This window comes from Ekhidna sp. (assembly GCF_965247405.1).
Lineage (GTDB): Bacteria > Bacteroidota > Bacteroidia > Cytophagales > Cyclobacteriaceae > Ekhidna.
In genome coordinates this window covers 2,189,598-2,214,227 of the sequence record NZ_OZ252014.1, presented here as the reverse complement: position 1 = coordinate 2,214,227, position 24,630 = coordinate 2,189,598, and the positions used below count along the sequence as shown (strand labels likewise).

General features: G+C 42.5%; 24 protein-coding genes. 14 read left to right on the top strand and 10 right to left on the bottom strand.

The window, feature by feature from the left end; all coding sequences use genetic code 11:
- The first annotated feature begins 43 nt into the window (after positions 1–43).
- The 10 genes from ACP14Y_RS10050 (at position 44) to ACP14Y_RS10005 (ending at position 9,154) form a co-directional block, all read left to right on the top strand.
- Entirely contained in the window at positions 44–493 is a 450-nt protein-coding gene (locus ACP14Y_RS10050) for a GatB/YqeY domain-containing protein (RefSeq protein ID WP_424962829.1), read from the top strand.
- On the top strand, positions 494–1,063 hold the full coding sequence (locus ACP14Y_RS10045) for a CvpA family protein (RefSeq protein ID WP_424962828.1): 570 nt from the start codon (positions 494–496) through the stop codon (positions 1,061–1,063).
- Positions 1,060–1,737 (top strand): hypothetical protein, encoded by a 678-nt coding sequence (locus tag ACP14Y_RS10040; RefSeq protein ID WP_424962827.1) that lies wholly within the window; start codon positions 1,060–1,062, stop codon positions 1,735–1,737. Before ACP14Y_RS10045 ends, ACP14Y_RS10040 begins: the two co-directional genes overlap by 4 nt.
- 5 nt (positions 1,738–1,742) lie before the next feature.
- Positions 1,743–2,609, top strand: coding sequence for an NAD kinase (locus ACP14Y_RS10035; RefSeq protein ID WP_424962826.1), 867 nt, complete (start codon positions 1,743–1,745; stop codon positions 2,607–2,609).
- A gap of 157 nt (positions 2,610–2,766) precedes the next feature.
- Positions 2,767–3,855 (top strand): hypothetical protein, encoded by a 1,089-nt coding sequence (locus tag ACP14Y_RS10030; RefSeq protein ID WP_424962825.1) that lies wholly within the window; start codon positions 2,767–2,769, stop codon positions 3,853–3,855.
- Positions 3,856–3,858: 3 nt separating this feature from the next.
- A complete protein-coding gene (locus ACP14Y_RS10025; protein WP_424962824.1) occupies positions 3,859–4,548 on the top strand; it encodes a DUF6089 family protein in 690 nt (229 codons plus the stop codon).
- Between the two features lie 84 nt (positions 4,549–4,632).
- A complete protein-coding gene (locus ACP14Y_RS10020) occupies positions 4,633–5,352 on the top strand; it encodes an isoprenyl transferase (RefSeq protein ID WP_424962823.1) in 720 nt (239 codons plus the stop codon).
- Positions 5,349–8,000 carry a BamA/OMP85 family outer membrane protein gene (locus ACP14Y_RS10015; protein ID WP_424962822.1) on the top strand — a complete coding sequence of 884 codons (2,652 nt, stop codon included), beginning with the start codon at positions 5,349–5,351 and terminating at the stop codon, positions 7,998–8,000. Before ACP14Y_RS10020 ends, ACP14Y_RS10015 begins: the two co-directional genes overlap by 4 nt.
- 25 nt (positions 8,001–8,025) lie before the next feature.
- Positions 8,026–8,559 carry an OmpH family outer membrane protein gene (locus ACP14Y_RS10010; RefSeq protein WP_349565865.1) on the top strand — a complete coding sequence of 178 codons (534 nt, stop codon included), beginning with the start codon at positions 8,026–8,028 and terminating at the stop codon, positions 8,557–8,559.
- A gap of 67 nt (positions 8,560–8,626) precedes the next feature.
- On the top strand, positions 8,627–9,154 hold the full coding sequence (locus tag ACP14Y_RS10005) for an OmpH family outer membrane protein (protein WP_424962821.1): 528 nt from the start codon (positions 8,627–8,629) through the stop codon (positions 9,152–9,154).
- A gap of 50 nt (positions 9,155–9,204) precedes the next feature.
- Here the strand turns inward: ACP14Y_RS10005 and chrA are convergent, their stop codons facing one another.
- From chrA to ACP14Y_RS09975, 6 genes are read right to left on the bottom strand one after another with little or no spacing between them, the layout of a single operon-like run.
- Positions 9,205–10,386, bottom strand: a complete 1,182-nt coding sequence (gene chrA / locus ACP14Y_RS10000; RefSeq protein ID WP_424962820.1) for a chromate efflux transporter — start codon at positions 10,384–10,386, stop codon at positions 9,205–9,207.
- A gap of 2 nt (positions 10,387–10,388) precedes the next feature.
- Positions 10,389–11,351, bottom strand: coding sequence for an isopenicillin N synthase family dioxygenase (locus ACP14Y_RS09995; RefSeq protein ID WP_424962819.1), 963 nt, complete (start codon positions 11,349–11,351; stop codon positions 10,389–10,391).
- A 50-nt stretch (positions 11,352–11,401) separates the two neighbouring features.
- Positions 11,402–12,079 carry a DNA repair protein RecO gene (gene recO / locus ACP14Y_RS09990; protein WP_424962818.1) on the bottom strand — a complete coding sequence of 226 codons (678 nt, stop codon included), beginning with the start codon at positions 12,077–12,079 and terminating at the stop codon, positions 11,402–11,404.
- The gene (locus ACP14Y_RS09985; RefSeq protein ID WP_424962817.1) at positions 12,079–14,241 is read right to left on the bottom strand and encodes a hypothetical protein; all 2,163 of its coding nucleotides are present in this window, start codon (positions 14,239–14,241) and stop codon (positions 12,079–12,081) included. Before ACP14Y_RS09985 ends, recO begins: the two co-directional genes overlap by 1 nt.
- Complete coding sequence (locus ACP14Y_RS09980) at positions 14,192–14,779, bottom strand: thymidine kinase (protein WP_424962816.1); 588 nt, start codon at positions 14,777–14,779, stop codon at positions 14,192–14,194. Before ACP14Y_RS09980 ends, ACP14Y_RS09985 begins: the two co-directional genes overlap by 50 nt.
- The gene (locus ACP14Y_RS09975) at positions 14,780–15,100 is read right to left on the bottom strand and encodes a 2Fe-2S iron-sulfur cluster-binding protein (RefSeq protein ID WP_424962815.1); all 321 of its coding nucleotides are present in this window, start codon (positions 15,098–15,100) and stop codon (positions 14,780–14,782) included.
- An 18-nt stretch (positions 15,101–15,118) separates the two neighbouring features.
- Between ACP14Y_RS09975 and ACP14Y_RS09970 the strand changes: the two genes are divergently transcribed.
- The 3 genes from ACP14Y_RS09970 to ACP14Y_RS09960 are packed head-to-tail and all read left to right on the top strand — an operon-like array spanning position 15,119 to position 17,778.
- Positions 15,119–16,414: a hypothetical protein gene (locus ACP14Y_RS09970; RefSeq protein WP_424962814.1), complete on the top strand. Its 1,296-nt coding sequence runs from the start codon at positions 15,119–15,121 to the stop codon at positions 16,412–16,414.
- A gap of 6 nt (positions 16,415–16,420) precedes the next feature.
- The gene (locus ACP14Y_RS09965) at positions 16,421–16,975 is read left to right on the top strand and encodes an RNA polymerase sigma factor (protein WP_424962813.1); all 555 of its coding nucleotides are present in this window, start codon (positions 16,421–16,423) and stop codon (positions 16,973–16,975) included.
- Positions 16,972–17,778: an anti-sigma factor gene (locus ACP14Y_RS09960; RefSeq protein WP_424962812.1), complete on the top strand. Its 807-nt coding sequence runs from the start codon at positions 16,972–16,974 to the stop codon at positions 17,776–17,778. The genes ACP14Y_RS09965 and ACP14Y_RS09960 overlap by 4 nt, the downstream gene beginning before the upstream one ends.
- 437 nt (positions 17,779–18,215) lie before the next feature.
- Here ACP14Y_RS09960 and ACP14Y_RS09955 read toward each other — a convergent pair whose 3' ends face one another.
- Both ACP14Y_RS09955 and ACP14Y_RS09950 read right to left on the bottom strand, forming a co-directional pair.
- Positions 18,216–21,707: a G8 domain-containing protein gene (locus ACP14Y_RS09955; protein WP_424962811.1), complete on the bottom strand. Its 3,492-nt coding sequence runs from the start codon at positions 21,705–21,707 to the stop codon at positions 18,216–18,218.
- A gap of 116 nt (positions 21,708–21,823) precedes the next feature.
- A complete protein-coding gene (locus ACP14Y_RS09950) occupies positions 21,824–22,258 on the bottom strand; it encodes a hypothetical protein (RefSeq protein WP_424962810.1) in 435 nt (144 codons plus the stop codon).
- Between the two features lie 73 nt (positions 22,259–22,331).
- Between ACP14Y_RS09950 and ACP14Y_RS09945 the strand changes: the two genes are divergently transcribed.
- Complete coding sequence (locus ACP14Y_RS09945) at positions 22,332–22,571, top strand: hypothetical protein (protein ID WP_424962809.1); 240 nt, start codon at positions 22,332–22,334, stop codon at positions 22,569–22,571.
- A 28-nt stretch (positions 22,572–22,599) separates the two neighbouring features.
- Here ACP14Y_RS09945 and ACP14Y_RS09940 read toward each other — a convergent pair whose 3' ends face one another.
- Together ACP14Y_RS09940 and ACP14Y_RS09935 are read right to left on the bottom strand one after the other, a co-directional pair.
- Entirely contained in the window at positions 22,600–23,442 is an 843-nt protein-coding gene (locus ACP14Y_RS09940) for a tetratricopeptide repeat protein (RefSeq protein ID WP_424962808.1), read from the bottom strand.
- The gene (locus ACP14Y_RS09935; protein ID WP_424962807.1) at positions 23,414–24,535 is read right to left on the bottom strand and encodes a hypothetical protein; all 1,122 of its coding nucleotides are present in this window, start codon (positions 24,533–24,535) and stop codon (positions 23,414–23,416) included. The genes ACP14Y_RS09940 and ACP14Y_RS09935 overlap by 29 nt, the downstream gene beginning before the upstream one ends.
- Positions 24,536–24,630: the final 95 nt, after the last annotated feature.

The following is a 24,630-nucleotide window of genomic DNA, read 5'->3' as shown; positions in this document are numbered from 1 at the left end:
GAATGTTTTTCTTCGCAAAGTTGTTCATTTAAAAACAATGATTATGAGTTTAAAATCGACTATTGAATCAGAAATAAAACAAGCGATGCTCAATAAAGACAAAGATCGTCTGAGAGCATTGCGGGCCATAAAATCTCAGATCCTCCTTGCAGAAACAGAAAAAGGGGGAGGGGGTGAGCTTTCAGAAGATACTGAAATGAAGCTACTAACCAAAGCGGCAAAGCAGCGAAAAGACTCCATCGAAGTATTTGAAAAACAAGGAAGGGATGATTTAGCAGCCACAGAAAAATCAGAGCTTGCTGTCATCGAAAGCTTTCTTCCAAAACAACTAACCGAAGAAGAGGTTGAAGTTGAAGTGAAAAAAGTCATTGAAGAAGTAGGGGCGTCAGGTCCTCAGGATATGGGAAAAGTGATGGGTGCCGCGACAAAAAAATTAGCCGGAAAAGCAGACGGAAAAATGATTTCTACGTTAGCAAAAAAACTATTGAGCTAATTGAGCACCTTTGACATTATTTTATTGGTCTTCCTGGGGTTTGGAGCAGTCAAAGGCTACAGGCATGGCTTTATTGTCGAGTTTTTTTCATTTCTGGCTTTTTTCATAGGGCTGTTTTTGGCGCTTGAACTTACCGTTCCTGTCTCCATTAGCTTATTTGAGGATAGTCGCTTTTTCGATATTGCTGCTATCGTTGTTTTTATTGTATTGTTTGTCCTTCTGAGTCTTGCAATTAAAGCAGGAGCCAAGGCATTAAAAAATGCAGTGGATATGACCATTTTTGGCTCCTTAGATAATTTGTTAGGTGCGTTCGCCGGACTTTTGAAATGGGCATTTATCCTCAGCATTGTGTTCTGGGTCTTCGAATCTGTGGGGTTTGACATTGAAAACAGGTATGCAGACAATGCTATCATTTTTCCGTATATTGTAGGTATAGGCCCCACAGTGTTTGGTTGGCTTAGCGAGGTTATCCCTTTGGTTCGGGATTTGATAGATTCAATGGATAGCCTTCCTAATGGAAAAGACACCTATATGTCTGTTTTATTAGAATCAAAAAACTTAATGACTTGAATAGTAATACGATGATTGCCGAGCAACTCATAAACTACATGGTTCCTCCTCTTAAGCCGAGCGACGATATCGCGCGTGCTAAACAGTGGATGGATGAATTCAGAGTTAAGGAACTGCCTGTGGTAGAAAATAATGATTTCAAAGGATTCATTTCGGAAGATTTGCTTTACGATTCTGAGATTCTGCATCCGGAAGTAAGTGCATATCCGCTCATAGGACAATCTTGTGTCATCCCGGCAACCAGTCATTACTATGACATTCTTAGAGTGCAGAGTGATCACCAGCTGGAGATGGTGGCTGTTGTTTCTGGAGATGAGTTTAAGGGGGTGGTCTTAATCTCAGATATTCTGAAAGAGTTTGCCAAAACAGCCATCGTTAATGCTCAGGGTGCAATCGTCACACTCCAAACCAGCCTCAATGATTACTCCTTGTCAGAGATTGCTCGTGTAGTAGAAATGAACGGCTCAACCTTACTCGGCGCGAATGTTAAGCCTGATTTGGATGACCCGTCTTTGATCGAAATCGTTTTGCGCATCAATCATCAGGATGTAAATCAAATTGCCACAGGCCTTTCAAAAAGCGGATATAAAGTCACCTCTTCATTCAACACAGAAGACAACTCATTTGATGAAAAAGACCGCTATGGTATGTTAATGAAATTTCTTGATCCATGAGGCCAATGAAAAAGATTGTTTTACATGGCCTTCCAGTACAGCGAGATTCTGAAAAATACCTCACCCAAATAATCGACAAGCTCAACAAAGAGGGAGTTGAGATTTGGTATACCTCCCTTTTCCATTCAAGAAATAGTGAGATACTGGAAAAAGGCCAAAACATTACGGAGGAAATCACTCCTGAACATGATGCAGTTTTTAGCCTGGGAGGTGATGGAACATTTCTGGAGTCACTCCTCTGGGTGGGCAAAAGTCAGGTACCAATCCTCGGTATCAACATGGGAAGGCTAGGCTTTCTGGCATCCATTGCTAAGGAATTTATTAAGGAATCGCTCTTTTTGCTCTTCCAGGGTAAATATGAAATCGAAAGCCGGTCTCTTTTGTCCCTGGAAAGTGACATGGATCTGTTCAGTGGCAAAACCTACGCATTGAATGAGTGTGCAATTCTTCGGAAAGATACTTCTGCCATGATCATGGTAAAATGCTACATCAATGGACAGTATCTTAACACCTATTGGGCAGACGGTTTAATGGTCGCTACACCTACCGGATCCACTGGTTACTCACTTAGTTGTGGAGGTCCATTGATGATGCCCGATTCTAAAGATTTCATTATCACCCCTGTAAGCCCTCACAACCTTAATGTGAGGCCCCTAATTGTATCTGATGACTCGGAACTAAAATTCGAAATACAATCTAGAAACCGAAGCTTTTTAATTTCTCTTGACTCCCGATCCGAAACCATAGAAAAGGACGTGAGTCTTGTGGTTAAAAAGGCTCCATTTCAAGCTAAGCTCATCAAGATTGAAGGCATAAATTTCCCTGATACCATTCGAAATAAGCTTGGCTGGGGCTTTGACAAGAGAAATTAACCCATATTTTACCCCTCTTTTTGTTGAATCCTTCCATTTTTAGGATGAAATCGCGCATTCTTTGACTAGTTTTAAGCGTTGAGGATTAGGTCATTAACCGCCAATCTAAAACTTAAGAATTAACAAAAGCATATTTTTGTGTTTTAAAGCATCACATATGAAGCTCAAAAGTCTTTTAGTAATTATCCTTTCAGTGGCCATGCTGGGGCTAGCGGATAATGCCGAAGCGCAACGAAGAAATAAGTACAAAGCAAGAAGAAAAACCAACAAAAAAGTTTCTCATTACAAGGGTGGCATTAGAGGATATGGTCGGTTTGAGCCGTACATTTTTGTTGGCGCCAATGTAAACGCCGGAAACTATTTCGGTGATTTAGCTCCGGTTAATAAAGCCGCAAGTACAGATGTTTCATTTACACGACCTGGATTTGGATTATATGGAGGATATAAGTTCCATCACTCAATGGCCGTTACCGCCGGAATAAACTGGGTGCGTGTGTTTGGAGACGATTTTGCTTCTGACCCGGGATCTGAAGATGGATTTGCGCGATATGCAAGAAATTTGAGTTTCAGGAATGACATCAAGGAATTTAGAGTAGCATTACAATTTTTCCTGCTTCCAAATTACGGTGGCCCTAATCAACGACTCCCATTCAATGCATACCTTTCATTAGGAGCTGCAGTGTTCCACCACCAACCAAAAGGTAAGGTACCCGAACTCGACTATCAATCAGAAGGTATAAATGCGACAACAGCAGCGCCTCAGGCTGGAGAGTGGGTAAATCTCAAACCACTAGGCACAGAAGGGCAAAACCTGGGTATCGTTGAACCATATAAAAACATTGAGATTTCTCTTCCGGTCGCTGTAGGAGCTCAAATCCGGATTCCAAATACGCAGCTAACCGGAGGTTTGGAATTTGGAATCAGATATCTATTCACTGACTACATCGATGATGTAAGTACTGATTATGTTGGATTGGATCAATTTGATGACGACTTGGCAAGGATCATGTCTGATCGGGCATCTGTTCCTGTTAGCTCAAAAGGAGAAGCAAGAGATCTTACCAACCTTCGCATCATCAATAACCATGGCCAGGGACACAATTACTACATTGAAGGAAACGTTGGAACAGGTATAGACGGATCAAAAAGAGGGAACCCTGACAACAACGATATGATCTTTGTGACACAGATAAAAGTTTCATATGTGTTAGGTAGTACCACACGCCGAAGAGCTAAATACAGGTAACCCTTGCGAAAAATACTTTCTTTTACGTTTCTTGTTGCAACACTCTCTGCTTCATCCCAGTTTATGGAGTTTGGTGGAGGTGTAGGCACAATGAACTATGCTGGTGATCTGGTAAGAGGCTACAGCTTTAGCACTTCCTCAATAGCCGGAACAGGCTTCTATCGCATGAATTTTTCTGAGATCCTTACTGTGAAGCTAGCGCTAACTGTTGGTAAGGTGCGTGGCTCAGAAACACCTATCGATGCATTTGCTGTAGAAAGAGGTCACTCATTTAGCTCCACCGTTCTGGAAGCGTCAGCAGTTTTCGAGTATCATTTTCTTGATTTCAAAACAGAAGATTCCCCTGTAAATTATTCTCCATATGTTTTTGCAGGTATTGGCTTTTTCAACTTCAATGATGCTCCGGAAAATGAAGATGTGGGTTCTATTCAGCCTGTCTTGCCAATGGGTATTGGATTTAAATACTTATTCCAAAAAAAATATACAATTGGTATAGAAGCAGGAGCAAGGAAAACATTCTTTGACTACCTGGATGGTATTTCCGATAGTGATCAAACCATCAAAGACTACCAGTATGGTAACCCGAAAGACGATGATTGGTACTTTTTTACTGGCATCACATTCAGTATCACACTCTTCAATATACCGTGTCCATTCCCATATAGACCTAACCAGTCAATTCTTTCGCGTTAATAGAAGTTAAATCATTGGTTTACATTCCCTTTAAGTAAAAAAAAGTTCATTTTTGTAGCCTTTTTGAAAATTCTGTTGGAGGAGTTGAAAAACCAAATATCGAAAACCAATATCCCGGCCCACATAGCGGTGATAATGGATGGTAATGGGCGGTGGGCACAGAAACAGGGAGTCAAGCGGATTTTTGGCCATCAGAATGCTATTGAAGCCGTGCGAAATGTGACTGAAGGGTGTGCTGAATTAGGTGTTGGATTTTTGACGCTTTATGCGTTTTCAACGGAAAATTGGGATCGTCCAAAATATGAAGTGGATGGGTTGATGAACCTATTGGTAAACACCATTAAAGATGAACTCCCAACACTTCAAAAGAATAATATTAAACTGTCTACAATAGGAGATATATCGGGCTTGCCAAAAGGTGCGCAACAAAAGCTGAAAGAAGCAATTGAGGTAACTGATTCCAATAATGGGATGCAATTGATACTTGCTCTCAACTATAGTGGAAAGTGGGATTTGGTACATGCAATGAACAGGCTTCTGAAAGAAGGCAAACCCTGCATCGAACCTTCTGATGTCGAAGCGCATCTATCTACTACAGGGATACCTGATCCTGACTTGTTAATACGTACCAGTGGTGAAATGAGAATCAGTAATTTCCTGTTGTGGCAAATGGCATATACCGAATTACATTTTACAGATGTACTTTGGCCCGATTTTAGAAAAAAAGATTTATACGAAGCGATTATTTCCTATCAGCAGAGAGAAAGAAGATTTGGAAAGACGAGTGATCAAGTGAAAGCATGAAAAAAGCATTAATTATTGTATTGGCCATCGCGGCTTTTTATGAAGCTCAATCACAGGTGGTCTTTGGACGTGACCAAGGACAGTCGGGTGGTGTATCAATAAACTATTCTAGCCCTAAGGAATATGAGATTGCTGATATTGAAGTACGGGGTGTACAATTTCTGGACAATAATGCCCTGATCTCTCTTTCCGGCTTGAGAGTAGGAGACAAAATTAAAGTTCCTGGAGATGAGATTACCACAGCTATCAAAAAGCTATGGAATCAGGGAATTATTGGAAATGTGTCCATTTATGCCTCCAAAGTAGAAGGAGACAAAATCTGGCTGGTAATTGAGCTGACAGAGCGTCCAAGGCTTACCAAGTATATAATAGAAGGCGTAAACAAAACCAAGCAGGGAGAGATTGAAGATAAAATCGGTCTTATCAGAGGAAAGGTACTGACAGATGTGGTGATAAAAAACACGGAGCTTGCCGTTCAAAAATACATGGAAAGCAAAGGCTTTCTCAATGCGGAAGTGAATGTGGTACAGCAAATGGATACCGTGCTAAGAAACAGTGCATATCTAAAGATCACCATCGATCAGGGGCAAAAGGTAAAAATCAGAAACATACGATTCGAAGGGAATGAACAGTTCACCTCAGCTAAGTTGAGATCGAAACTTAAAAGCACCGGCATGGTGCCAAAGTTTTCATTGCCTACAGAAATCATCAAAACAACTGGCAAATTACTTTGGCCGCCAAACCTGATTGATTTTGTAAAGGAATCTAAAAAAGTATCCAAGGAGGAAGTGCGAGAGTATATGGCTACCCATGTCAACCTAAATTTCTTTAAGAACGCCAAGTTCGTGAAGGAGGATTATGAAGCTGACAAAGATCTTCTTATAGGATTCTATAACTCCAAAGGATATCGAGATGCGGAGATAGTGGCAGACACTACTTACGATATCTCTAACAAATACATGAACATCAATATCGCAGTTGAAGAGGGCAACAAATACTACTTCAGAGATATCTCATGGTCTGGAAACTACATTTACAATGACGATCAGCTTCAGCGAATACTCGGGATTGAGAAAGGTGACGTTTATGATCTGGATCTTGTCAATAAGAAGCTAAACTTCAACCCGAATGGACCTGATATCAGCTCACTTTACATGGATGATGGATATCTGTTCTTCAGCATTACTCCAGTAGAAGTGGGGGTAACCCAGGACTCCATCGATTTGGAAATGAGAATCTATGAAGGTGCACAAGCCACCATTGACAAGGTGATTATTAGTGGAAACGATAAGACAAACGATCACGTAATCCTCAGAGAACTAAGAACCAGACCAGGAGACAAGTTTAGTCGTGCCGAACTAATCCGAACACAGCGAGAACTTTCACAGCTTGGATACTTTGATCCTGAGCAAGTGAACCCTGTTCCAGTTCCTGATCCAATAAACGAGACGGTAGATATTGAATGGCAGCTGGTGGAGCGTTCCAATGACCAGATTGAGTTATCTGGTGGATGGGGTGGAGCCTTTGGGTTCGTAGGTACCTTTGGGGTTACTTTCAACAACTTCTCAGTGAGAAACATTACCAAGCCGGAACATTGGAGAGGCCTTCCTGTTGGGGACGGGCAGAGTCTATCTCTCCGATTCCAGGCAAACGGTAGAACCTTCCAGAGTTATTCCTTCAGCTTTGTGGAGCCATGGCTGGGAGGCAGAAAGCCAAATTCGTTCGGGCTTAGCTATAGCAAATCAATCCAACGGTCAATTAATACCTTCACTAATGAAACTTTAGGATGGCTGAAAGTAACCGGTATTTCTGCCTCATTGGGAAGAAGAGTAAAATGGCCGGATGATTTCTTTACAGTTAGTACAGGAATATCCTATCAACGATATGATCTGTTCCAGTTTGGTAGCCGTTCCCTTGGTTTCCAAACGGGAGATGCTAACAGTTTCACCTTTAACACAACGTTTGCAAGAAATTCCGTCAATCAGCCAATGTATCCTAGAAATGGATCCAGTATTTCATTGGCAGCATCATTCACTCCTCCATATTCCTTGTGGAGAGACCTGGACTATGAAAATGCTGCCCCGGAAGACAGATACAAATGGTTGGAATACCATAAGTGGAATTTTGATAGCAAATATTACCTGACACTGACTGGCAAACTCGTTCTGGCTGCCAGAGCACACTTTGGCTACCTTGGCACATATACCAGCAAAACAGGAGTAGGTCCATTTGAAAGATTCCAGCTTGGTGGTGATGGTCTGACTGGTCAAAACTTCCTATTGGGAACTGATGTGGTTGGCTTGAGAGGTTATCCAAATAACTCTATCACTCCATTTGATCGAGAAAACAATATTGAAGGAGGTACGCTATTCAATAAATATGTTATGGAATTGAGGTATCCGATTTCACTTGCACAGTCAGCTACCATTTATGCCCTTACTTTCGTAGAAGGTGGAAATAACTGGGATCGTTTTGCTGAATTTAACCCATACAACATAAAAAAATCCGCAGGTATAGGCCTTAGAATCTTTATGCCAGCGTTTGGACTTATGGGAATAGACTGGGCCTATGGGTTTGACAGGGTGCCTGGCACGCTTGAAAACGCTGGTCCTCAATTTCACTTCTCCATTGGCCAACAGATTCGCTAATGGGAGTGTCTAAACAACAACGCTTATGAAAAAGATATCGCTTCTGCTTTTTGGACTGTTTTTCACCACGATTACATTTGCGCAAAAATTTGGGTATGTAGATACGCAATACATTTTGGAAAAAATGCCAGAGTATAAAGATGCCCAGGCAGAAATTGAGAAGCTGGCCAAAGGATGGGAAACAGAGATTCAGGAGCTTTATCAGCAAGTGGAAGCAATGGAGGTAGAGCTGAAAGCTGAAGAGGTGCTTTTGACAAAAGAAATGTGGGAAGAAAGAAACGCAGAGATTGAACGGAAATGGAAAGAAGTGAAAGAATACCAGCAATCAATTTTTGGATTTGACGGACTGTATTTTCTGAAAAAGAAAGAACTGGTAAAACCGGTGCAGGATCAGGTGTTTGAGGCTGTAGAGCGTGTAGCAAAGAACAATAGACTTCAGATCGTATTTGACAAATCTGGTGATTTGGTCATGATATATACTGATCCCATCCATGATTACACTGATTTTGTACTGGAAGATCTCGGTTTGGTAGAAAATCAGAGTGTCGGAAATAATTAAGCATAATAATTGAACCTAAACAACCATAAGGGTGAAAGCCCAACTATAAAACGAAAAGTTAATTGATATGAAAGCTAGAATTTTACTAAGTACTGCCCTTGCTGTAATCGGTTTCGGAGTAATGGCGCAGTTGAAAATAGGCTATACAAATGTAGAGTACGTTTTGAGCCTTATGCCAGAAGCAAAACAAATAGAAAGTGAGCTATCTGCTTACGACAAACAATTATCTGCTCAGCTGGAAGCGAAGTATGCTGACTATCAGGCAAAGGTGGCAGACTACCAGCAAAATGCCGCTAACTACACGGACGTAGTGAGAGCTGACAAAGAAAATGAGATCGTTAACCTTCAGACTTCCATTCAGGAATTTGAACAAAACGCTCAGAACTCCATGATGAACAAGCGAAATCAGCTTTTACAGCCTGCTTTCGAGAAAATCGGTACAGCTATTGAGCAGGTATCGAAAGAGAATGGTTACTCGCATGTTTTTAACATGACTGCAGGTGGACAAAGTATCTTACTTTACGCTCGTGAAGAAGATAATGTGACTAACCTGGTGCTTAAAAAGCTAGGCATTGATCCGCCAGCTGGCAACTAAGATCTTTAGAATTTAACAAGAGCCCTGTTGGAAATTCCTTCAGGGCTTTTTTATGCAATCACAATTCCGAAAATCAGTCCTCCGACAATGATTAGCGGTGTAGGAACTTTGGTAAAATGCATCATTCCTACGGTTCCGAATAGCAGTATAAAGTTAATTGCTTTCTGCTCCATTGGCATAAAGAGGAGAAATGCTGCGGCGATCACCATGCCGGCACTAACGGCAGTGATCCCTTCCAATGAAGCCTTTACAATACGATATTTTTTTAGCTGCTCCCAAAAGCGAATGATAAAAAATATCAGAAATGTACCAGGTAAAAAGATACCTGCAGCAGCCATCCCTGCTCCAAATAGTTGACCGCCAATACCCAAGTCTCGAGCACTCAATGCGCCAACATATGCGCTAAAGGAAAATACCGGTCCAGGGATTGCCTGAACAAACCCATAACCTGAAATGAATTCTTGTGATGTGAGGTATTCTTTAAACTCTACAAACTCTGTATAAAGAAGTGGAACCAGCACCTGACCCCCTCCAAAAATCAAACTTCCATTACGATAGAAGTTCTCGAACAGCTTAATCGGTTGGTATTGAGTAATCCCCCCTAAAACCGCTGCTCCAATGAGCACTGAGATCCAAAGGATCAGGTTCGCCCATTTGATATTAATTCGTTCCTTTTCTTCAATCGGTTGACGCTTGTACTTCCATGTAGTGGCAAGCCCACCTAAGACAATTAAAACAGGAAACGCATAGGGAGACTTCAAGGCAAAAGAGGCAAATGCTGAAAAAATCATCAACCCAACACCAATTTTCGTGTTTACGACCTTGATAGCAATCTTATAGGATGAATACGCTACAATTCCTACGGCGATTGGCTCAATGAAACGCAAAAATCCTAGAGAAATGTCCATTTCTTCCGCTGTGACCATGAAAATACCCAAAGCAGTCATTATGCAAAAGGCCGGGAACATCCAAACCAGCAATGTCAGATAGGCCAGATTCGGACCTCCTATTTTATATCCCAGTGCAGTAATTGTTTGTGTAGATGTGGGACCCGGAAGAATCTGGCACAGCGCATATAATTCAATCAGATCCTCCTCTGTCAGATATCCCCTTTTGGAAACCAAAAGATCAAGGAACATTCCGAAATGTCCTTGTGGGCCTCCAAATGCAGTTAGGGACAGTACGGATACGTCTTTTAAGAAAATGATATTTCTAACTCGCCTAATCGACATCCTTAGGCCTTAAGACCGATTTCTTTCAATCGTTCATCCAGGAACTCGCCTGCAGTAATATCTTCGAAAGCTTTTGGGTGTTCATCGTCAATGCAGTTTTCCAAACAGGTCAGGTCCATTTCAGAGACAGGATGCATAAAAAATGGTATGGAAAACCTGGAGGTATGCATCAATTCTCTTGGAGGATTCACTACACGGTGAATGGTCGATTTCAACTTTCCGTTGGTGTGGCGCTCAAGCATATCACCCACATTCACAACGATTTGCTCTGGCAGTGCTGTGATTGGAATCCACTTTCCATCTCTTCTTAATACCTGCAAGCCATCTGCGCTCGCACCCATGAGAAGCGTAATCAGATTTATGTCGCCATGCTCTGCAGCACGAACGGCATCCGGAGGGAGTGAATCCGGATCTTCAATGGGAAAATAGTGGATCGGACGTAAAATGCTGTTTCCCTCTTTTACCTTATCGTCGAAATAGTTTTCCGGAAGATCGAGGTATAAAGCAATGGCTCTAAGCATATGCACACCGGCCTGCAGCAAAGTGAGATAAGCCTCTGAGGTATATTTTTCAAACTCCGGCACTTCATCTGGCCAAATATTTTCCGGGTAGTCTTCTCGTTGATTTTTTGGTGGCTGACCTACATGATAAAATTCCTTGAGGTCTCCTGTATTTCTGCCCTTCGCTTTTTCTCTTCCTTTACTGATATAGCCACGCTGACCCGCCAGCTCAACAATTTCATATTGTTTTTTTACATCGTCTGGAAGTCGGAAAAACTTCTCAACAGATTCATAAAGATTCTTCGTTAGCACATCAGAAAGTCCGTGGTTTTTTATTGACACAAATCCAATGTTTGTGTATGCTTCTCCAAGCTTCGCTACGAATGCTTTCTTCTGCTCTGGTGTTCCATCGGTAAAATCAGCTAAATCCAGTGATGGAATCTCATCAAATAATATCTCCGCCATGTCTTAGGTCAAATTAGGACTTACAATTTAATAATAAAATCTACTGAAAATCAATTCAGAATGCTTCGCAACACTTCCAGTGACTTAGGTTTATGGATGTGTGCATGATGCTCGTAATAGTTAAGGATCTCGTCCAACACCTCGTTTCTTGACTCTCTGGACATCCCGATTTTGGTTCCGTATGGCTCTTTCATTAGCACCTCCATCCGCTCGTGAACCTCTGACGAAGGTGCGAGCCGATCTGTAGAGCTAAACAGGTTATCGATTTCATCAATGGCATATCCGAGAAAAGGACCCACCTTCAAAAGAAACTGCAAATGAAAGTTCGCTACGCCCAATTCTAACGCATCAAGTACCTTGATTGATTCCTCAGCAAAAGTAAAAAGATGTGGATTTGGTGACTGTTCTGACTGTAGCAACTTTGAAAAAACTTCTGTCAAAAATAGTGTGACTGAACTCTTGATTGGGTCGTGATGGATGTAGTGCAGAGGGTGATAGCTCTTGAACTCTGATATTCGCTGAAGTTCCCGTGTCTCTTTGACATAAAGCACCAAATCAAGCAAAGAAAACGGCTGAAAATAGCCAATACTCTTCTTTGTCTTTTGGCTCCTTATAGCATTTACAATATAAGATCCGTATCCATATTCTTTCGTAAATACCCTGGCGATAATGGATGTATCGCCATATTTCATGTAGCTCAAAACGATTCCTTTAGACTTGACGATCATCAGCGAACCACTGCTATTTTACCCACATACGTTTCCTCCCCATCTGAAGTAGCACTGAAGAACAAATAGATGCCTGTGGCCACCTTACCTCCACGGACATCCATCAAATCCCAGGAGGCCGAACCCCCATTTGCATTCAGTTCCTGAATCAGGTTCCCATTGATATCCGTCACCTTTACATTGACGTTTCGGGCCAATCCCGTCAACCCCACAAGACCCTGGTATTCCGGCCGTACCGGATTCGGAAAAATATTCACATTGCTATGTCGAGGCGAGCCCACGGATGAAGCACTTCGATAAGAAACCATGCCCTGATCTGTATAGATAAAAACTTCCCCATTGCTTTCGTTGTATTGCAGCTCCAGCACCGTATTTGATGGAAGTGGACTGTTCGATTCATTGAACACAGCAACCTGTTCAGAGGTGTTTTCATCATATACCCACAAGCCACTATTGGTGCCAAACCAAATTCGGTTTCCCCCATCGGTCATTACCGCGTTAATTGGCTCCCCTTCAAACAATGTCCGATTTTCAAAAGAGGGAAGGACGGCCTCAGAATCAGAGAATATGAAAGAGGCACTTGGAAATAAAGCAGGCCCCTGAGAAGTTCCCACCCAAGCATTGTCTTCAGTGCTGATATTAATATCATTAACTGCTGATGGCAACCCATCCGCAGTTGAAATTACATCCGCATTTCCTTCGCCTGGTTCAAAAACGGTGATCGTTCCAGACGAAGACCCCAACCATGCTATTCCGGTTTCAGATAGGTCGATACTGATAAATTCATCCTCAAAAACCAACGCAGATGAATAGGAAGTCCAGTTGCTTCCATCGAATGTGTGAATCGGGTCTGAACTTCTAAGGCTGGAAACCCACAGTTGATCTCCTGAGGCCAGCGCGCTAATGATAGTATCTGGTTCAGTCGCACTGCCTGAAATGTCCGTTATTATTTGATCATTGCTCTCATCATAGAGGCCGTCACCGATGGAGGCATAATAATAGTTGCCATTAAATCGAGCTACATCCGAAACATTCGTAAATCCTGAAATGCTCCTGGCTTCCCATTGCCCTTCTGTGAAAACAGAAAATGGGGGCTGCTGCTCAGAGCCATCATAAACTGATGGATCGGGTGCATGAAATCCAAACAACTCGTTAGAGACAAAACGAAAATTGGAGAAGAAATCAGAGACTGGTCCACTTGGAGAAAAGACATTTCCAGAAGGGTCAATCAACCCTTGCAGCGCATCTGCGAGGAAATAACTGCCATTTATTTGCACAATGTCATTCACGTTGGTCGCAGAGGATGAAATCAGTGTTTCAAACCCCCCATTCCATTGGTGTAGCGTGCCATCTGCAGCTACCGTGATAAGCATTTCGTTAACACTGAAAAGCTGATCGGCTCCAGAAGGTAAATCTGCTCCGGTATCTGTCCAGTCACTGGTAAGAATCAGTAGATTGATTCCGGATGTAGCATAAATCTCATTATTAACCATAATCAAATTGGTATAGTCTGCACTTCCGGCATACCTATTCCAATTGCCAAAGTCCAGGAGGTTCTTCCCAAGACTACCAGACTGAATGCCTTCACTGGTACAAATAATTAAGGAGTCATTTCTCGAGAGTACTTGTAATACCTGCACCTGTATTCCGGAAGTACCTATGTTGACATAGTTTTCGACTATCTGAGCATCTTCTGTTTTTACCACAATGACGCCAATGTCAGTAGCTATATAGGTGTTGGTTCCAGCAAAGGTGATATCATTGATCCGCTTGTCTATATCCAGTGTGCTGGTAGCAAGATCGTCGATGGTCATAATGCGATCTTCGAAGACAAAATCAATGTACCCAGATCGATAGCCGATAACTAAGGCATTTTCTGCATCATTGTAGGCTAATGCAGACACCCCAACAGCTGAAAGCCCATCAATCTTTGACAGCTTTCGTGTTTCTCCATTTTGGATGGCGCGTGAAAACAAACCATTTTCAGCAGCACAAAAAATCTTTTCAGGCGTGACTGCAAGGTGCAGTGCATTCTTATAGCTAAAATGCGTTCGCCAGGTGCCCACTGCTATATCCTGCGCAGGAGCCATCCATCCGGCAAATAGCATCAGGCTACTTAGTGCCCACCGCTTCAAAGAAGCAAGATCTGCAGAGTGCTTCATAAATATCCTTTTCTCCTAAAACTATCGTTTTCCTGGATTTAGTACGCCGATGAGAATAAGACGCCACATTTCCACACTTCATACAGACCGCATGAACCTTGGTGATGTACTCTGCTATGGCCATTAAGGAATCCATGGGCTTAAATGGTACTCCTTTAAAATCCATATCCAGGCCAGCCACAATCACACGCTTCCCCTGATTGGCAAGATCATTTGCCACCTTCACAATCTCCTCGTCAAAGAACTGTGCCTCATCTATGCCCACCACCTCGCAGTTCCCGGCTCGCAATAGGATGTCATTTGCAAAATTTACCGGAGTAGATGGAATGGACGAGTCTTTGTGAGAAACGATCTTGACTTTATCGTACCGCTTATCAACTGCCGGCTTAAAGATCTCTACATGTTGATTAGCCAACATCGCCCGATTCAGCCTTCTGATCAACTCTTCTGTTTTACCGGAAAACATCGATCCGCATACCACCTCTATCCATCCGGCCCTTCGAAGCGTACCTTTTCCTATGTGTGGTTCTACAAACATTTATTCAGAGTAAGTCAAATGTGGCAATTGTGTTTCCTCGGGCACCTCCACAGTAATGTCACCTGATAGATGTACCTGGCAGGTGAGACGCTCATTGTCTCGCAATTTATTCAATTTCGCATATTGCAGCTCTGGTCGTGTACGTGGTGTCAGATGCTCCATCCCTTCCACAATTTTTGCCTTGCAGGTGGTGCAACGTCCCTTTCCACCACAGGCATGCATCCAGTCTGTGGCAGTCAGCAAAATATCTAGCAAACTTTCCCTTTTATCCTCACAATGAATAGATTTACTTTGTAGGTTAACGATTTTTACCGTGGGCATCCTTATCAACATTCAAGAATGCAAAAGAAACTAAACGAAGACTTTATTGACGGCTATTGTGAGAAATTTGCATCCAAAGTGACTGCCGATTTTTTTAAAGATGGCAAAGATGTTATTACCGGAAAGGAAATCCTCAAAGTCACCCCATCCAAGCAAGTCAACTTTTTTGTCATCAAGCTACTCTTCCGCTACTGGCAGGAGGAAACAAAGAAGCTGGAAAGCCCCTTCTTCAACTACAAACACGATGAAGTTCGCCAGGCAATGATCCAGTTTATGAATGTGCTTTCCCAGCATATCGAAATAAACAAAGAAAAGTTTGAGACCCTTCTCAACCATGCAGTGAAAGACACGATCTATTTGGCAGCTATGCCACAGGCGTATGTGGAGATAGATCTGGATAGCCGGGGGGTAGAAAAAATTGCGGATAAATCAGTCGAGGGAACGGTGAAATACCTCAAGATTCACAAGAAGGAAATTCAAAATTTCCTCTCTGATATGAAGGGTCTTACCATCGATGATGTAATTGATGAGCTACCGGAAGAATTTGATGATTTTGATACCACAGAGGCTGTGAAAGAGGAATGCAAGCTGTTATCATCAGTTCTTGAGATCACAGAGGAGAAAGTTTTTTCTGACGATCCGGCCATAGATGAGGATGAATTTGACGAGGACGATCTGTTTGCCCCAGGAGAAGAAGATCTGGTGAGTGATCGACCAAATCCATTTAAAAAGACCGCTCCTGACTCACAAAAAGAAAGTGAAGGAGTAGAAATGAGCGCCGATGATGAGGCGATGAATGAAGAAGATATTGATGATGAACCAAAGGGAGCAGAAGCTATAGTAGAGGAAAAAGAGGAGATTGAAGAAAAATCAAAAGCTCAAAAAGAAGAGCCGAAGGAAGAGGAGCAGCAGGAAGAGGAGCAGCAGGAAGAGGAAGAAGAGGAGCCTAAAAAGAAAGTGCAACCTCCTGTGATGCTGGAAGACGATGATAAAGAAGATGACTTCCCGGAAGAGACAATCAATAAACAGTTTGAAAAGGAAGAAGAGAGCTTGGCCGAGCATCATGAAAAAGCACCTAAAGAAGGCGGAATACTTGAGCTGATATCTTTGAACCACCGGTATATGTTCATTAAGGAGCTTTTTCGCAACGATAAGAATGAATTTGAAAATGCGCTTTATGAACTTGAAGAGTATGATTCATTTGACGAATCTGTAGAGTTCCTCGTTCAGGGTTATGCCAAGCATAATGAGTGGGACATGCAGTCTGATGAGGTGAAAGAGTTTTTGAAGGTTTTATTCCGAAGATTCAGGTAACATTTAGTGAGTCTGCCTAACCAACAAATAGATCAAGACCAATTGGTCGCTCGCCTGAGAGCAAAACAGGCAGACGCATTCAGCTATCTCTATGATAACTATTCGGCGGCTATCTATGGTTCTATTTCCCGAATTGTAAATGATGAGGATGTGGCACAGGAAGTGCTGCAGGATGCATTCATGAAATTCTGGGATAAGATCGATCAGTATGATGCAACAAAGGGACGCTTCTTTACCTGGATGGTGAATATCAGTCGAAACCTGGCAATCGACAAATTACGATCTAAGGAAATGAAGAAAGTCGGGAAAACCGACAAGATAGAAACCTACGTAACTGGTATAGAGCGTGGGAATTTAAATTATCAAAGTATTGATGGTATAGGGTTAAAAGAAACACTCGCAGGTCTTCGAGAGGAAGAACGATTTATTCTCGAGATGGCATATTTTAAAGGCTATACCCAATCAGAGATTTCCGATGAGTTCGACATCCCACTTGGTACGGTGAAAACACGTCTGCGGATGGGCTTGAAGAATTTGAGAAAAATATTGCAAGCAGAGTGAACATAGAAAAATATATATCGTCAGGCATACTAGAAGCCTATGTGATGGATCAGCTCTCTCCGGCTGAACGCACTGAGGTGGAGCAGGCTGCCGCCGACCACCCGGAGGTTCGGGAGGAGCTTGAAAAAATTGAGCTTTCTATGGAAACACTTGCCTTCTCCACCTCGGTTGAGCCACCGGTTGGGGTGAAAGAAAAACTGATAGCTCAGATTGATAAAGGCACAAGCGATCAGAAAGAAGCTCCGGTGGTGCAAATGCAAACGAACCGATCTCATGGCTTCTTGAAATTTGCAGCTGCTGCATCTGTTATGATAGCGTTAGCTTCTGCCGTGCTGGCCTTCTCTTATTGGAAAAAATGGCAGAGTGCTGAAAATCAGCTGGCAGATATGATTGCACAAAATGCCCAGTTTGCTGAAAACTACAACCAGGTAAATCAGCAGCTGGATGACATCCAGGACGCTGTAGCGATCATGAATAGCTCTGACTATAAGCGAGTGACCATGAATGGTACAGAAAATTCACCCGGCGCATTGGCCACTGTCTACTGGAATGAAAGTACTGCTGACGTGTACCTCAGCATTCAAAACTTAAAAGAACTCTCCAAAGATCAGCAGTATCAACTGTGGGCGATCATTGATGGTGTGCCGGTAGATGCCGGGGTATTTGACCTGAACAATGGCAACTTCCTGGTACAAATGAAAAACATTACTACCGGAGCAGCTGCCTTTGCTGTGACCATTGAGCCGCGTGGCGGTAGCGAAAACCCTTCGCTTGAAACCATGCAGGTTGTAGGAAATGTGTGATCTTTAGTAGATAGTAGTTAGCAATTAGACTCCAAACTCAGCACTTAATGTAGCATCTGGTTCCCCCTTGAGTGGGTTAGGGGGTGATTCTAATATCACCTCCCACACGAATGCTGCTCTGCGCTAACTGATTTTGTGTTTTTGTTAAGAGTAAGCCAATCTGTGGATTTATTGCACTCGTGACATAGTGGAACTATGCGCCAAGTGTTATCCCCGGCTTTACGTTTTACATGTGCGCCTACTTTAGCCGGATTGGTGCAGTTCTTTGTTCGGCAAATGCCCACATCTTCTTTGGTGATGCGCTCCCAATGCTTCAGCCACGAGCTACAGCATTCGCACGCCCTTGCAAGATTTTTATGTATCACTTTTACTTCCATAGCTAGAGTAAGATAGTCAGTATAAAAAATGAAATACCAATCCTTCCAACGATGATATCCTTACCTGATCACCACAAGGCCTGAAAATTGTTGGTTCTCATTACGAACTACCACCTGATAAATTCCCTGCTCCAGTGCAAGTTCCTTATTTACAAGGACATGTGACCACTTCCCAGCTGTAGCGTTTTCTTTTTTGCTATACAAGGTACGTCCATCAAGCGTATAGATATTGATCTCAACTAGGCCTCCTTTTTCCAGATCAGCAGTAAGCGTAAACCAGTCCACACTAGGGTTGGGAAATAAATGAAGTCGATTTGAGGAATGAGACAGACTCTGTACACCTAGCACCTCAGGTGTTGTTGCGCCATAAAGGTCAAAAATTGAAAGTGAAATCTCATTGATGTTCACTTCGTACTCATCTACGGCTGGAGCAAAAGACAAGGAAGACTCATAAAAGCGCAGTTCAAAACCGATGATCATATCCCTATCTTCTTTGGGTAACTCATAAATCGGAATAGACACCACACCCCCTACGGGTATATATGTTCCCAAATCAATCTCTGTAACAGCCAATTGCAGAATCACATTTACGGCTCGTGCATCGAGTTTAAGATTTAAAAATTTATAATGTGTCCAAGGCTGCTCGTATAGCTCTGTAGTATACCTCACATAGTCATCTGTTCCGTCCCCATCGGTCACAAGATTAAACCCTATAAGGTTATCACAAGGAGTGCTGCTACAAAAGCCTGGATCACGAGCACTTACATAAAGTTCTGGTGTATCCATGCCTTCACCTCGCAGTGTACTTCGATCATACACGTCTGCCTCAAAGTCAGCAATGATCACTTCTTCGGTTGCACCAGATCCTGATGCACAGTGTGATGGCATACATAGTATCATGGTTGGGCTCTTGTATTGATTGTCTAATCCATTCAGGTCCACATCATCAAAAAACTCAGTGGCTTTATGATGGACATAAAGAATGTTGTCATGGATAAAATACCGTTCGTCTGGATTGGTTACCAGATCCCAAATGTCAGTAGCATAAGGAACAGAGGTTCCATCTTCATATACAAGATTCACTTCACTTGGCATATGCGTAAAAGCCGAGATCACCCGATGATCTTGTCGTGCCCATTGAAGATAAAATGGCATTCGATGTGGTGTTCTGTGAAATTGCCAGATGTACATTTCTGTCCGCTGAGCCATGTCATTGTTGGTGAAAACCACTGGTTGCATGATATGATCCTCTCTGCCAGCATCCAGTACCATTGTTGGATAATTGTCCCTTTCAAATTCCTGAGGCATGCCGAGATATCGAATACCGTATACTCCTGTACGTTCTGCTGTTCCCCAATCCGGCCTCATGTACATAGTACCTACATCCAGATCATGAGTAACCACCGCATCCCAATCGGTTACCAGCATATCCGTAGATTCAAACTGTGCATTATATGCCCGATCTCTTATAGCCATTGGATCATCGTCGTAATCCTGGCTCCATTGCAAAAGAGGCACCAGTCTTGAATTGGGTACTCCGGTGACGGTTCCATCAAAATCAATCAGTCCTGAAGCAAAGTTGTTATCCACATGTGTATAAAAATCAAAGTCCACTTTTGACGCGTCAGGTGTGCCTGCCGCCCAAGTGATCCCTCTCGACCAGTGAGCCGGACTTTTTCGATGCGCTCCGAAGATGCCAAAGCCCACCGTGTTTTCATGATCAAAGCCAGCAAAGTGTACATTATCCAACCCTGATGGCCCATCATAGAGAATATGACCATGTAGCCGGTTTCTCCTTTCGGTATGATCCAGCTCCAACACTGGAAGTGAGTAGGATACCGACATGTCATGTTGGTTCTTTCTGGGTACGCCTACATTTGCTGATTGACCAACTATGAGTGAGTTTCTCAAGATTTGATTAAAAGAGAAAAAAGCATTGGAATGGCTGTTTGCCAGTCGGCAATTTTCAAAGTACATAGTGCCCGCTCGGGTCCAAATACCCCGAGAACCAGCCTTAAATGAAGTAAACTCCTCTACCTGCAGGATAGTCCCTGGTGGAAGGGGTGGCCGGTATTCTTTATAGTCTGTGAACTCTTCGCCAACGTCTACCTGACCGTTCTCGTTTTCATCGTCCCAGAAAACCACAGCATCTATGGCCAGGTTGGTAAAATTATTGGAGTGGCCTCTGTTGTTTCGGAATTCCCGAATGGGAAGGTCCCCTGGTACAAGGGTGTTAGTCGGATCGCCAATTACATATTCCAATGCCAGCATCCAAAAGCCTGAGCCCTCCGAACCAGCTGCAGCGTTATTAATAAAGGTGTTGTCCGGGTTGGTGATCCAAAATGTTGCAGGGAAATGCCTTGAATGATCATCGTCCTCCAACCGGTCATGTCTTTGCACCCGCTCATCCCACTCTGGCTTCCGTGTCAAGACACCCAGGTTGTGATCGAATATATTGCCTCGCTCACTTCCTGCTTCCATAAAAAAGCCATGACCAATGTGGTCATATGCCACTATGTCCTGAATGAGTGCATTACTCGTGTGATGAACAGTCATTACCCTATTAAAAGAATGATGCACGCTGCTATTTTTGAAATATTGTCCGGTAACATCGTGTGCATGATGCCAATGAAAAGGATACCTTCCAAGCAATCCTTTTTGCCCCATATGATATAACTCTACCCCAGAGATATATGCGCTGGATCCCATATCTTTTACTATAATGTGACCGCCAAAACCTGATTCATCGGCTTCTTCTCCTCTGATTAGAATGTTATGTGTCAGTAAGCCCACCTCTGCTCTTTCGTCCAGTTCGAGGGTACCTCCATGAAAATACTGCATTTCACCATAGTGAAGAGTATCGAGTGGCACATCAAGGTGAATCGTTCGGCCTGCTCCTGTCACTTCAGTGATGGTTCTTATTTCGGCCTGAAGGGCGCTGTAGTCTGTAGATGCAATAATTATTTCATCTCCTATTCTCCAATCAGTGGCATCTACCACCTGAATATCCGTTGATCCAGCATCTGCCGTTGCTGATAGTTGAGTCCAGGCAAGCCTTTCTTCCCCATGCATAATAATAGATCCTTCTTCAATTGCACCGATAAACTTTGAACCGATGGTGTGAATATCCAATGCTGGGTCATTTCCGCGCAGGGTAATTACTCCTTTGGCAGTATATGGATCAGCTTCTGTACCCCAAATAAATTTTGCTCCATCACCTTGAACCAAGATATAATTGGCTGTTAAATAAAGATCTTGATCATTGGTTGCAATTAGCTCACCATGTATTAAGATGGATTCTACCTCTGCATCCTGATCAATATAAATTGTCACTCCAGTTGGTATTTCCACCTCATCACCGGATCCAGGAATTGTGCTTCCGATCCAGGAATCAGGATCAGACCATACCGGATTGGATGGATTATTCTTCGCAATGACTTGTGCACTTGAAAGTGCGGGCACTAGTAACAGCAAAATAAGTAGAGCAATATGTCTTGTAGTGGTGGTACGGAAAATGTTCCTGAGAATTTCCGCAGAAATGGTGAGTTTCATAGGGATATCAAATAAATATTATGAAATCTAAACTTGATAAAGTACAATAAAGATAGCCAATTATCTTACAATTAAGTAGATCATCAAAAAATCACTAGTAACCCAATTAAAGGGGCTCAATTCAACAACTCAATCAACACACGATTGTACTTATAAATATTAATCAGCCGAAGATTTAGGTGAATGCGCGGGTTGTTGTAATCTTTTTTGAGGTAAGAGATCATTAGGTAAAGATGCTCAATAAGCTCACCGATACTAAACCCCACTATAGGTTTGACCTTATGGCGAGTGGCTAGTTCTTCTTCCACCTTTTTTCGTGAGAGCAATGTGTACGGAATCTCTAGTTTCACAGCTGCAGATAGCTCTTCAATCTCAAGCATCTTGAGCATCTCTATCCTTCGAGAATCATCGATATCTTCAACCTTGACATCCTGAAGAAATTTATGATTGAGCTTCAGCTCTGTACGAAGTGCTCGTTTTAGCGCTGCACGCTTTTGCTTGAGGGCCGCTGCATCATTCGCAACATCATAGATTTCCTTGATTACCGACATTAGGTGATTAGAATTAGTGCGGAAAAGTACTAATCATAGTTAACAAACTCATTTATTTTATACTTGCAGCCGCATGCTGAAATTCTTCAAAAAGAAACCGAAAGAAAAACTTCCGCCTCAGCTCTTGGATATTGATGGAGTACCTATCCATGAGGGAGATGAGGTCACCGCACAGCGATATGAGCTAGGGAAGTGCAAGGTAGAGTTAGAAGGCCTGCAGTTTTTCTACGTCTCCATTGCATCAGGCAAAAGAGTCAGCTACGTGAAAATGATTGATGCCATCACCGGTCATCAGAAGGTGAAGAAGGCTTAATACGACAGCCAATGATTATCCACAATCCTCAAATCATGCTGATCTCTTTCCCCAGCTCTTGAATATCCTGTAAATAAATCTGCTCCAACACCTCCACATAGGGTCGCTGATGAAAGTAGCCAGTCTTAAAATACTCCTCTGCCTGATCCAATTCCTTTAGGGCCAAATCAAACTGACCTCTTGATATATAAATCCGAGCTTTATGATAAAAACAATCAGAAAGGTTCGTATAGTATTTTAATACTCGATCAAACTCTGTCATGGCATCATCCAATCGGTTTAGCTGCATTAATGAAAGTCCTTTGTACAAAATGGCATAAACATCCACCCAGGATTCACCTTCCTCCTCCATTACTTTGTTGATATAGCGATCCAGAAAGTCGATCGCTGTGGTATAATCCTTCAATCCATAATAGCATATGCCCCGCATATAATCGTGGCTCTGTCCTTGTGAATAATCTACCTGGCCATTAGCTTCATCTCCAAGATTAAAATCAGCAACAGCTCTCTCATAATCCCTGTAAAAATAGAGGTAGAGATATCCTCGAAACCCAGCCCAAACTTCAGGTTTTCGTTTCACTGCCTCTCCGTAATAGTGATACATCTCATCAAGAATTCCACGCTTTACTCGAGCCGTTCCAAATTCCCTCCAGAGATCTGCATCCGTTGAGTCCATCTTAAATGCCTCTTTTAATTGAAACTGCTCTGGAACGGATCCCTGATAATAATACACACGCCCGCCTCTTAACTGTGGGCTGAGCTGCTTCATTTCCTCTGCAGTAAACGTTCTTTTGTACCACTCCCGCTCTGAGCAGGAGATTAAGCCTGAAAGGAGAACCAGACTAAGGAAGTATATCGACGATTTCACCATTTTCAATATTAAATGTGATGTAGAAATATGCGTCTCGAGCATCGTCCCCAGTAACAACAGGATTCCACTCGTCCAGCTTTTGTAAAATCCCAAATAGATGATCAACCGTCTCAGGATTAAACTCCATTGGCTGGTAATCCATGTCATACCCTTTAGCAATAAATCGCCCGGCTTTTCCTTCACAGTTTACAACAAACCTGAAAACCAATCGACCACTTTGATCTAAAAGTTTTGACCAATCCAAATTTGAAAATATCGTATCCTCCAAGGCTCTTTTACCATGAATGTATGCTCCCTGAGGTGTAGTATTATAGTAATCTGCAATTCGCCTTTCATGCCCACAGATCTTAAAATCTGTATCATCGCTTATAGTGTTTTTCGGATCGATCCATGCCACACGGTGCTCTCCATGATTCGCTCTTTCTTCAAACTCTTCAACAGACATCTGCTCCACAAGCTCAAGGTGTCGTGTATAATTTGGTGCTTTTATATGTGACCCGAAAAATCCAAGATCTTTCACATAATAAGAAGTGGTCTCTCCTTCAGATACAATAGAGTCGGTTGCTGCTTTCTTATAATTCCAGACTGTATAAAATGCTTTGGCTTGCTTATTATCAATCACAGTATCAGCTACAGAAGTTTGATTCTCTGTGTATATATATTCTTCCTCTCCAAAAGTATAGCTGACCCGATATGGACTTTTTGCTTCACTTTCCCATACCGTAATCGTCTTATCAAGAATATTCATTTCAGTGGTATCCGTCACATCACGTGAGCTAATGCCGAAACCATTTTCAAGAGCAATCGAATCTCCCTCCACGGTGTATTGACGAGTACTAACCAAATCATACCCTGCATTATAGTTTTCGGTCGTATAGTGGGTATCGTCCAACTTTACATATTTCGTGTACCGAACTTCTGTACCAGCTCGCTGATCGGGATTATCAGGATAATAATGGTAATAGTACTTGCTTACATAGCCGTCTTCAAACACCTCTTCAGGAGGAAAGTAATTGAAGACCGGGTGATTTGATTGTTGTTGCTCACACCCAAATAGCTGGACGAGCAACATAACGGTGATTAGTCTCTTCAAAATGCTTAACCTTTTGTTGAGCAGAAAAATACGAAAGGTGTTGCAACAAGATTTCGTTTTTAGGAATCATTAACATTTTATTAGGACTTTCGGAA

Bases quoted from the DNA above. Each gene is read 5' to 3' on its own strand.
- ACP14Y_RS10015 (WP_424962822.1), top strand. From the start codon at position 5,349: ATGAAAAAAGCATTAATTATTGTATTGGCCATCGCGGCTTTTTATGAA.
- ACP14Y_RS09950 (WP_424962810.1), bottom strand. From the start codon at position 22,258: ATGTCGGTAATCAAGGAAATCTATGATGTTGCGAATGATGCAGCGGCC.
- ACP14Y_RS10050 (WP_424962829.1), top strand. From the start codon at position 44: ATGAGTTTAAAATCGACTATTGAATCAGAAATAAAACAAGCGATGCTC.
- ACP14Y_RS09970 (WP_424962814.1), top strand. From the start codon at position 15,119: ATGCAAAAGAAACTAAACGAAGACTTTATTGACGGCTATTGTGAGAAA.
- ACP14Y_RS09945 (WP_424962809.1), top strand. From the start codon at position 22,332: ATGCTGAAATTCTTCAAAAAGAAACCGAAAGAAAAACTTCCGCCTCAG.
- ACP14Y_RS10010 (WP_349565865.1), top strand. From the start codon at position 8,026: ATGAAAAAGATATCGCTTCTGCTTTTTGGACTGTTTTTCACCACGATT.
- ACP14Y_RS09955 (WP_424962811.1), bottom strand. From the start codon at position 21,707: ATGAAACTCACCATTTCTGCGGAAATTCTCAGGAACATTTTCCGTACC.
- chrA (WP_424962820.1), bottom strand. From the start codon at position 10,386: ATGTCGATTAGGCGAGTTAGAAATATCATTTTCTTAAAAGACGTATCC.
- ACP14Y_RS09995 (WP_424962819.1), bottom strand. From the start codon at position 11,351: ATGGCGGAGATATTATTTGATGAGATTCCATCACTGGATTTAGCTGAT.
- ACP14Y_RS10005 (WP_424962821.1), top strand. From the start codon at position 8,627: ATGAAAGCTAGAATTTTACTAAGTACTGCCCTTGCTGTAATCGGTTTC.
- recO (WP_424962818.1), bottom strand. From the start codon at position 12,079: ATGATCGTCAAGTCTAAAGGAATCGTTTTGAGCTACATGAAATATGGC.
- ACP14Y_RS09940 (WP_424962808.1), bottom strand. From the start codon at position 23,442: ATGGTGAAATCGTCGATATACTTCCTTAGTCTGGTTCTCCTTTCAGGC.
- ACP14Y_RS09975 (WP_424962815.1), bottom strand. From the start codon at position 15,100: ATGCCCACGGTAAAAATCGTTAACCTACAAAGTAAATCTATTCATTGT.
- ACP14Y_RS09980 (WP_424962816.1), bottom strand. From the start codon at position 14,779: ATGTTTGTAGAACCACACATAGGAAAAGGTACGCTTCGAAGGGCCGGA.
- ACP14Y_RS10030 (WP_424962825.1), top strand. From the start codon at position 2,767: ATGAAGCTCAAAAGTCTTTTAGTAATTATCCTTTCAGTGGCCATGCTG.
- ACP14Y_RS10035 (WP_424962826.1), top strand. From the start codon at position 1,743: ATGAAAAAGATTGTTTTACATGGCCTTCCAGTACAGCGAGATTCTGAA.
- ACP14Y_RS09985 (WP_424962817.1), bottom strand. From the start codon at position 14,241: ATGAAGCACTCTGCAGATCTTGCTTCTTTGAAGCGGTGGGCACTAAGT.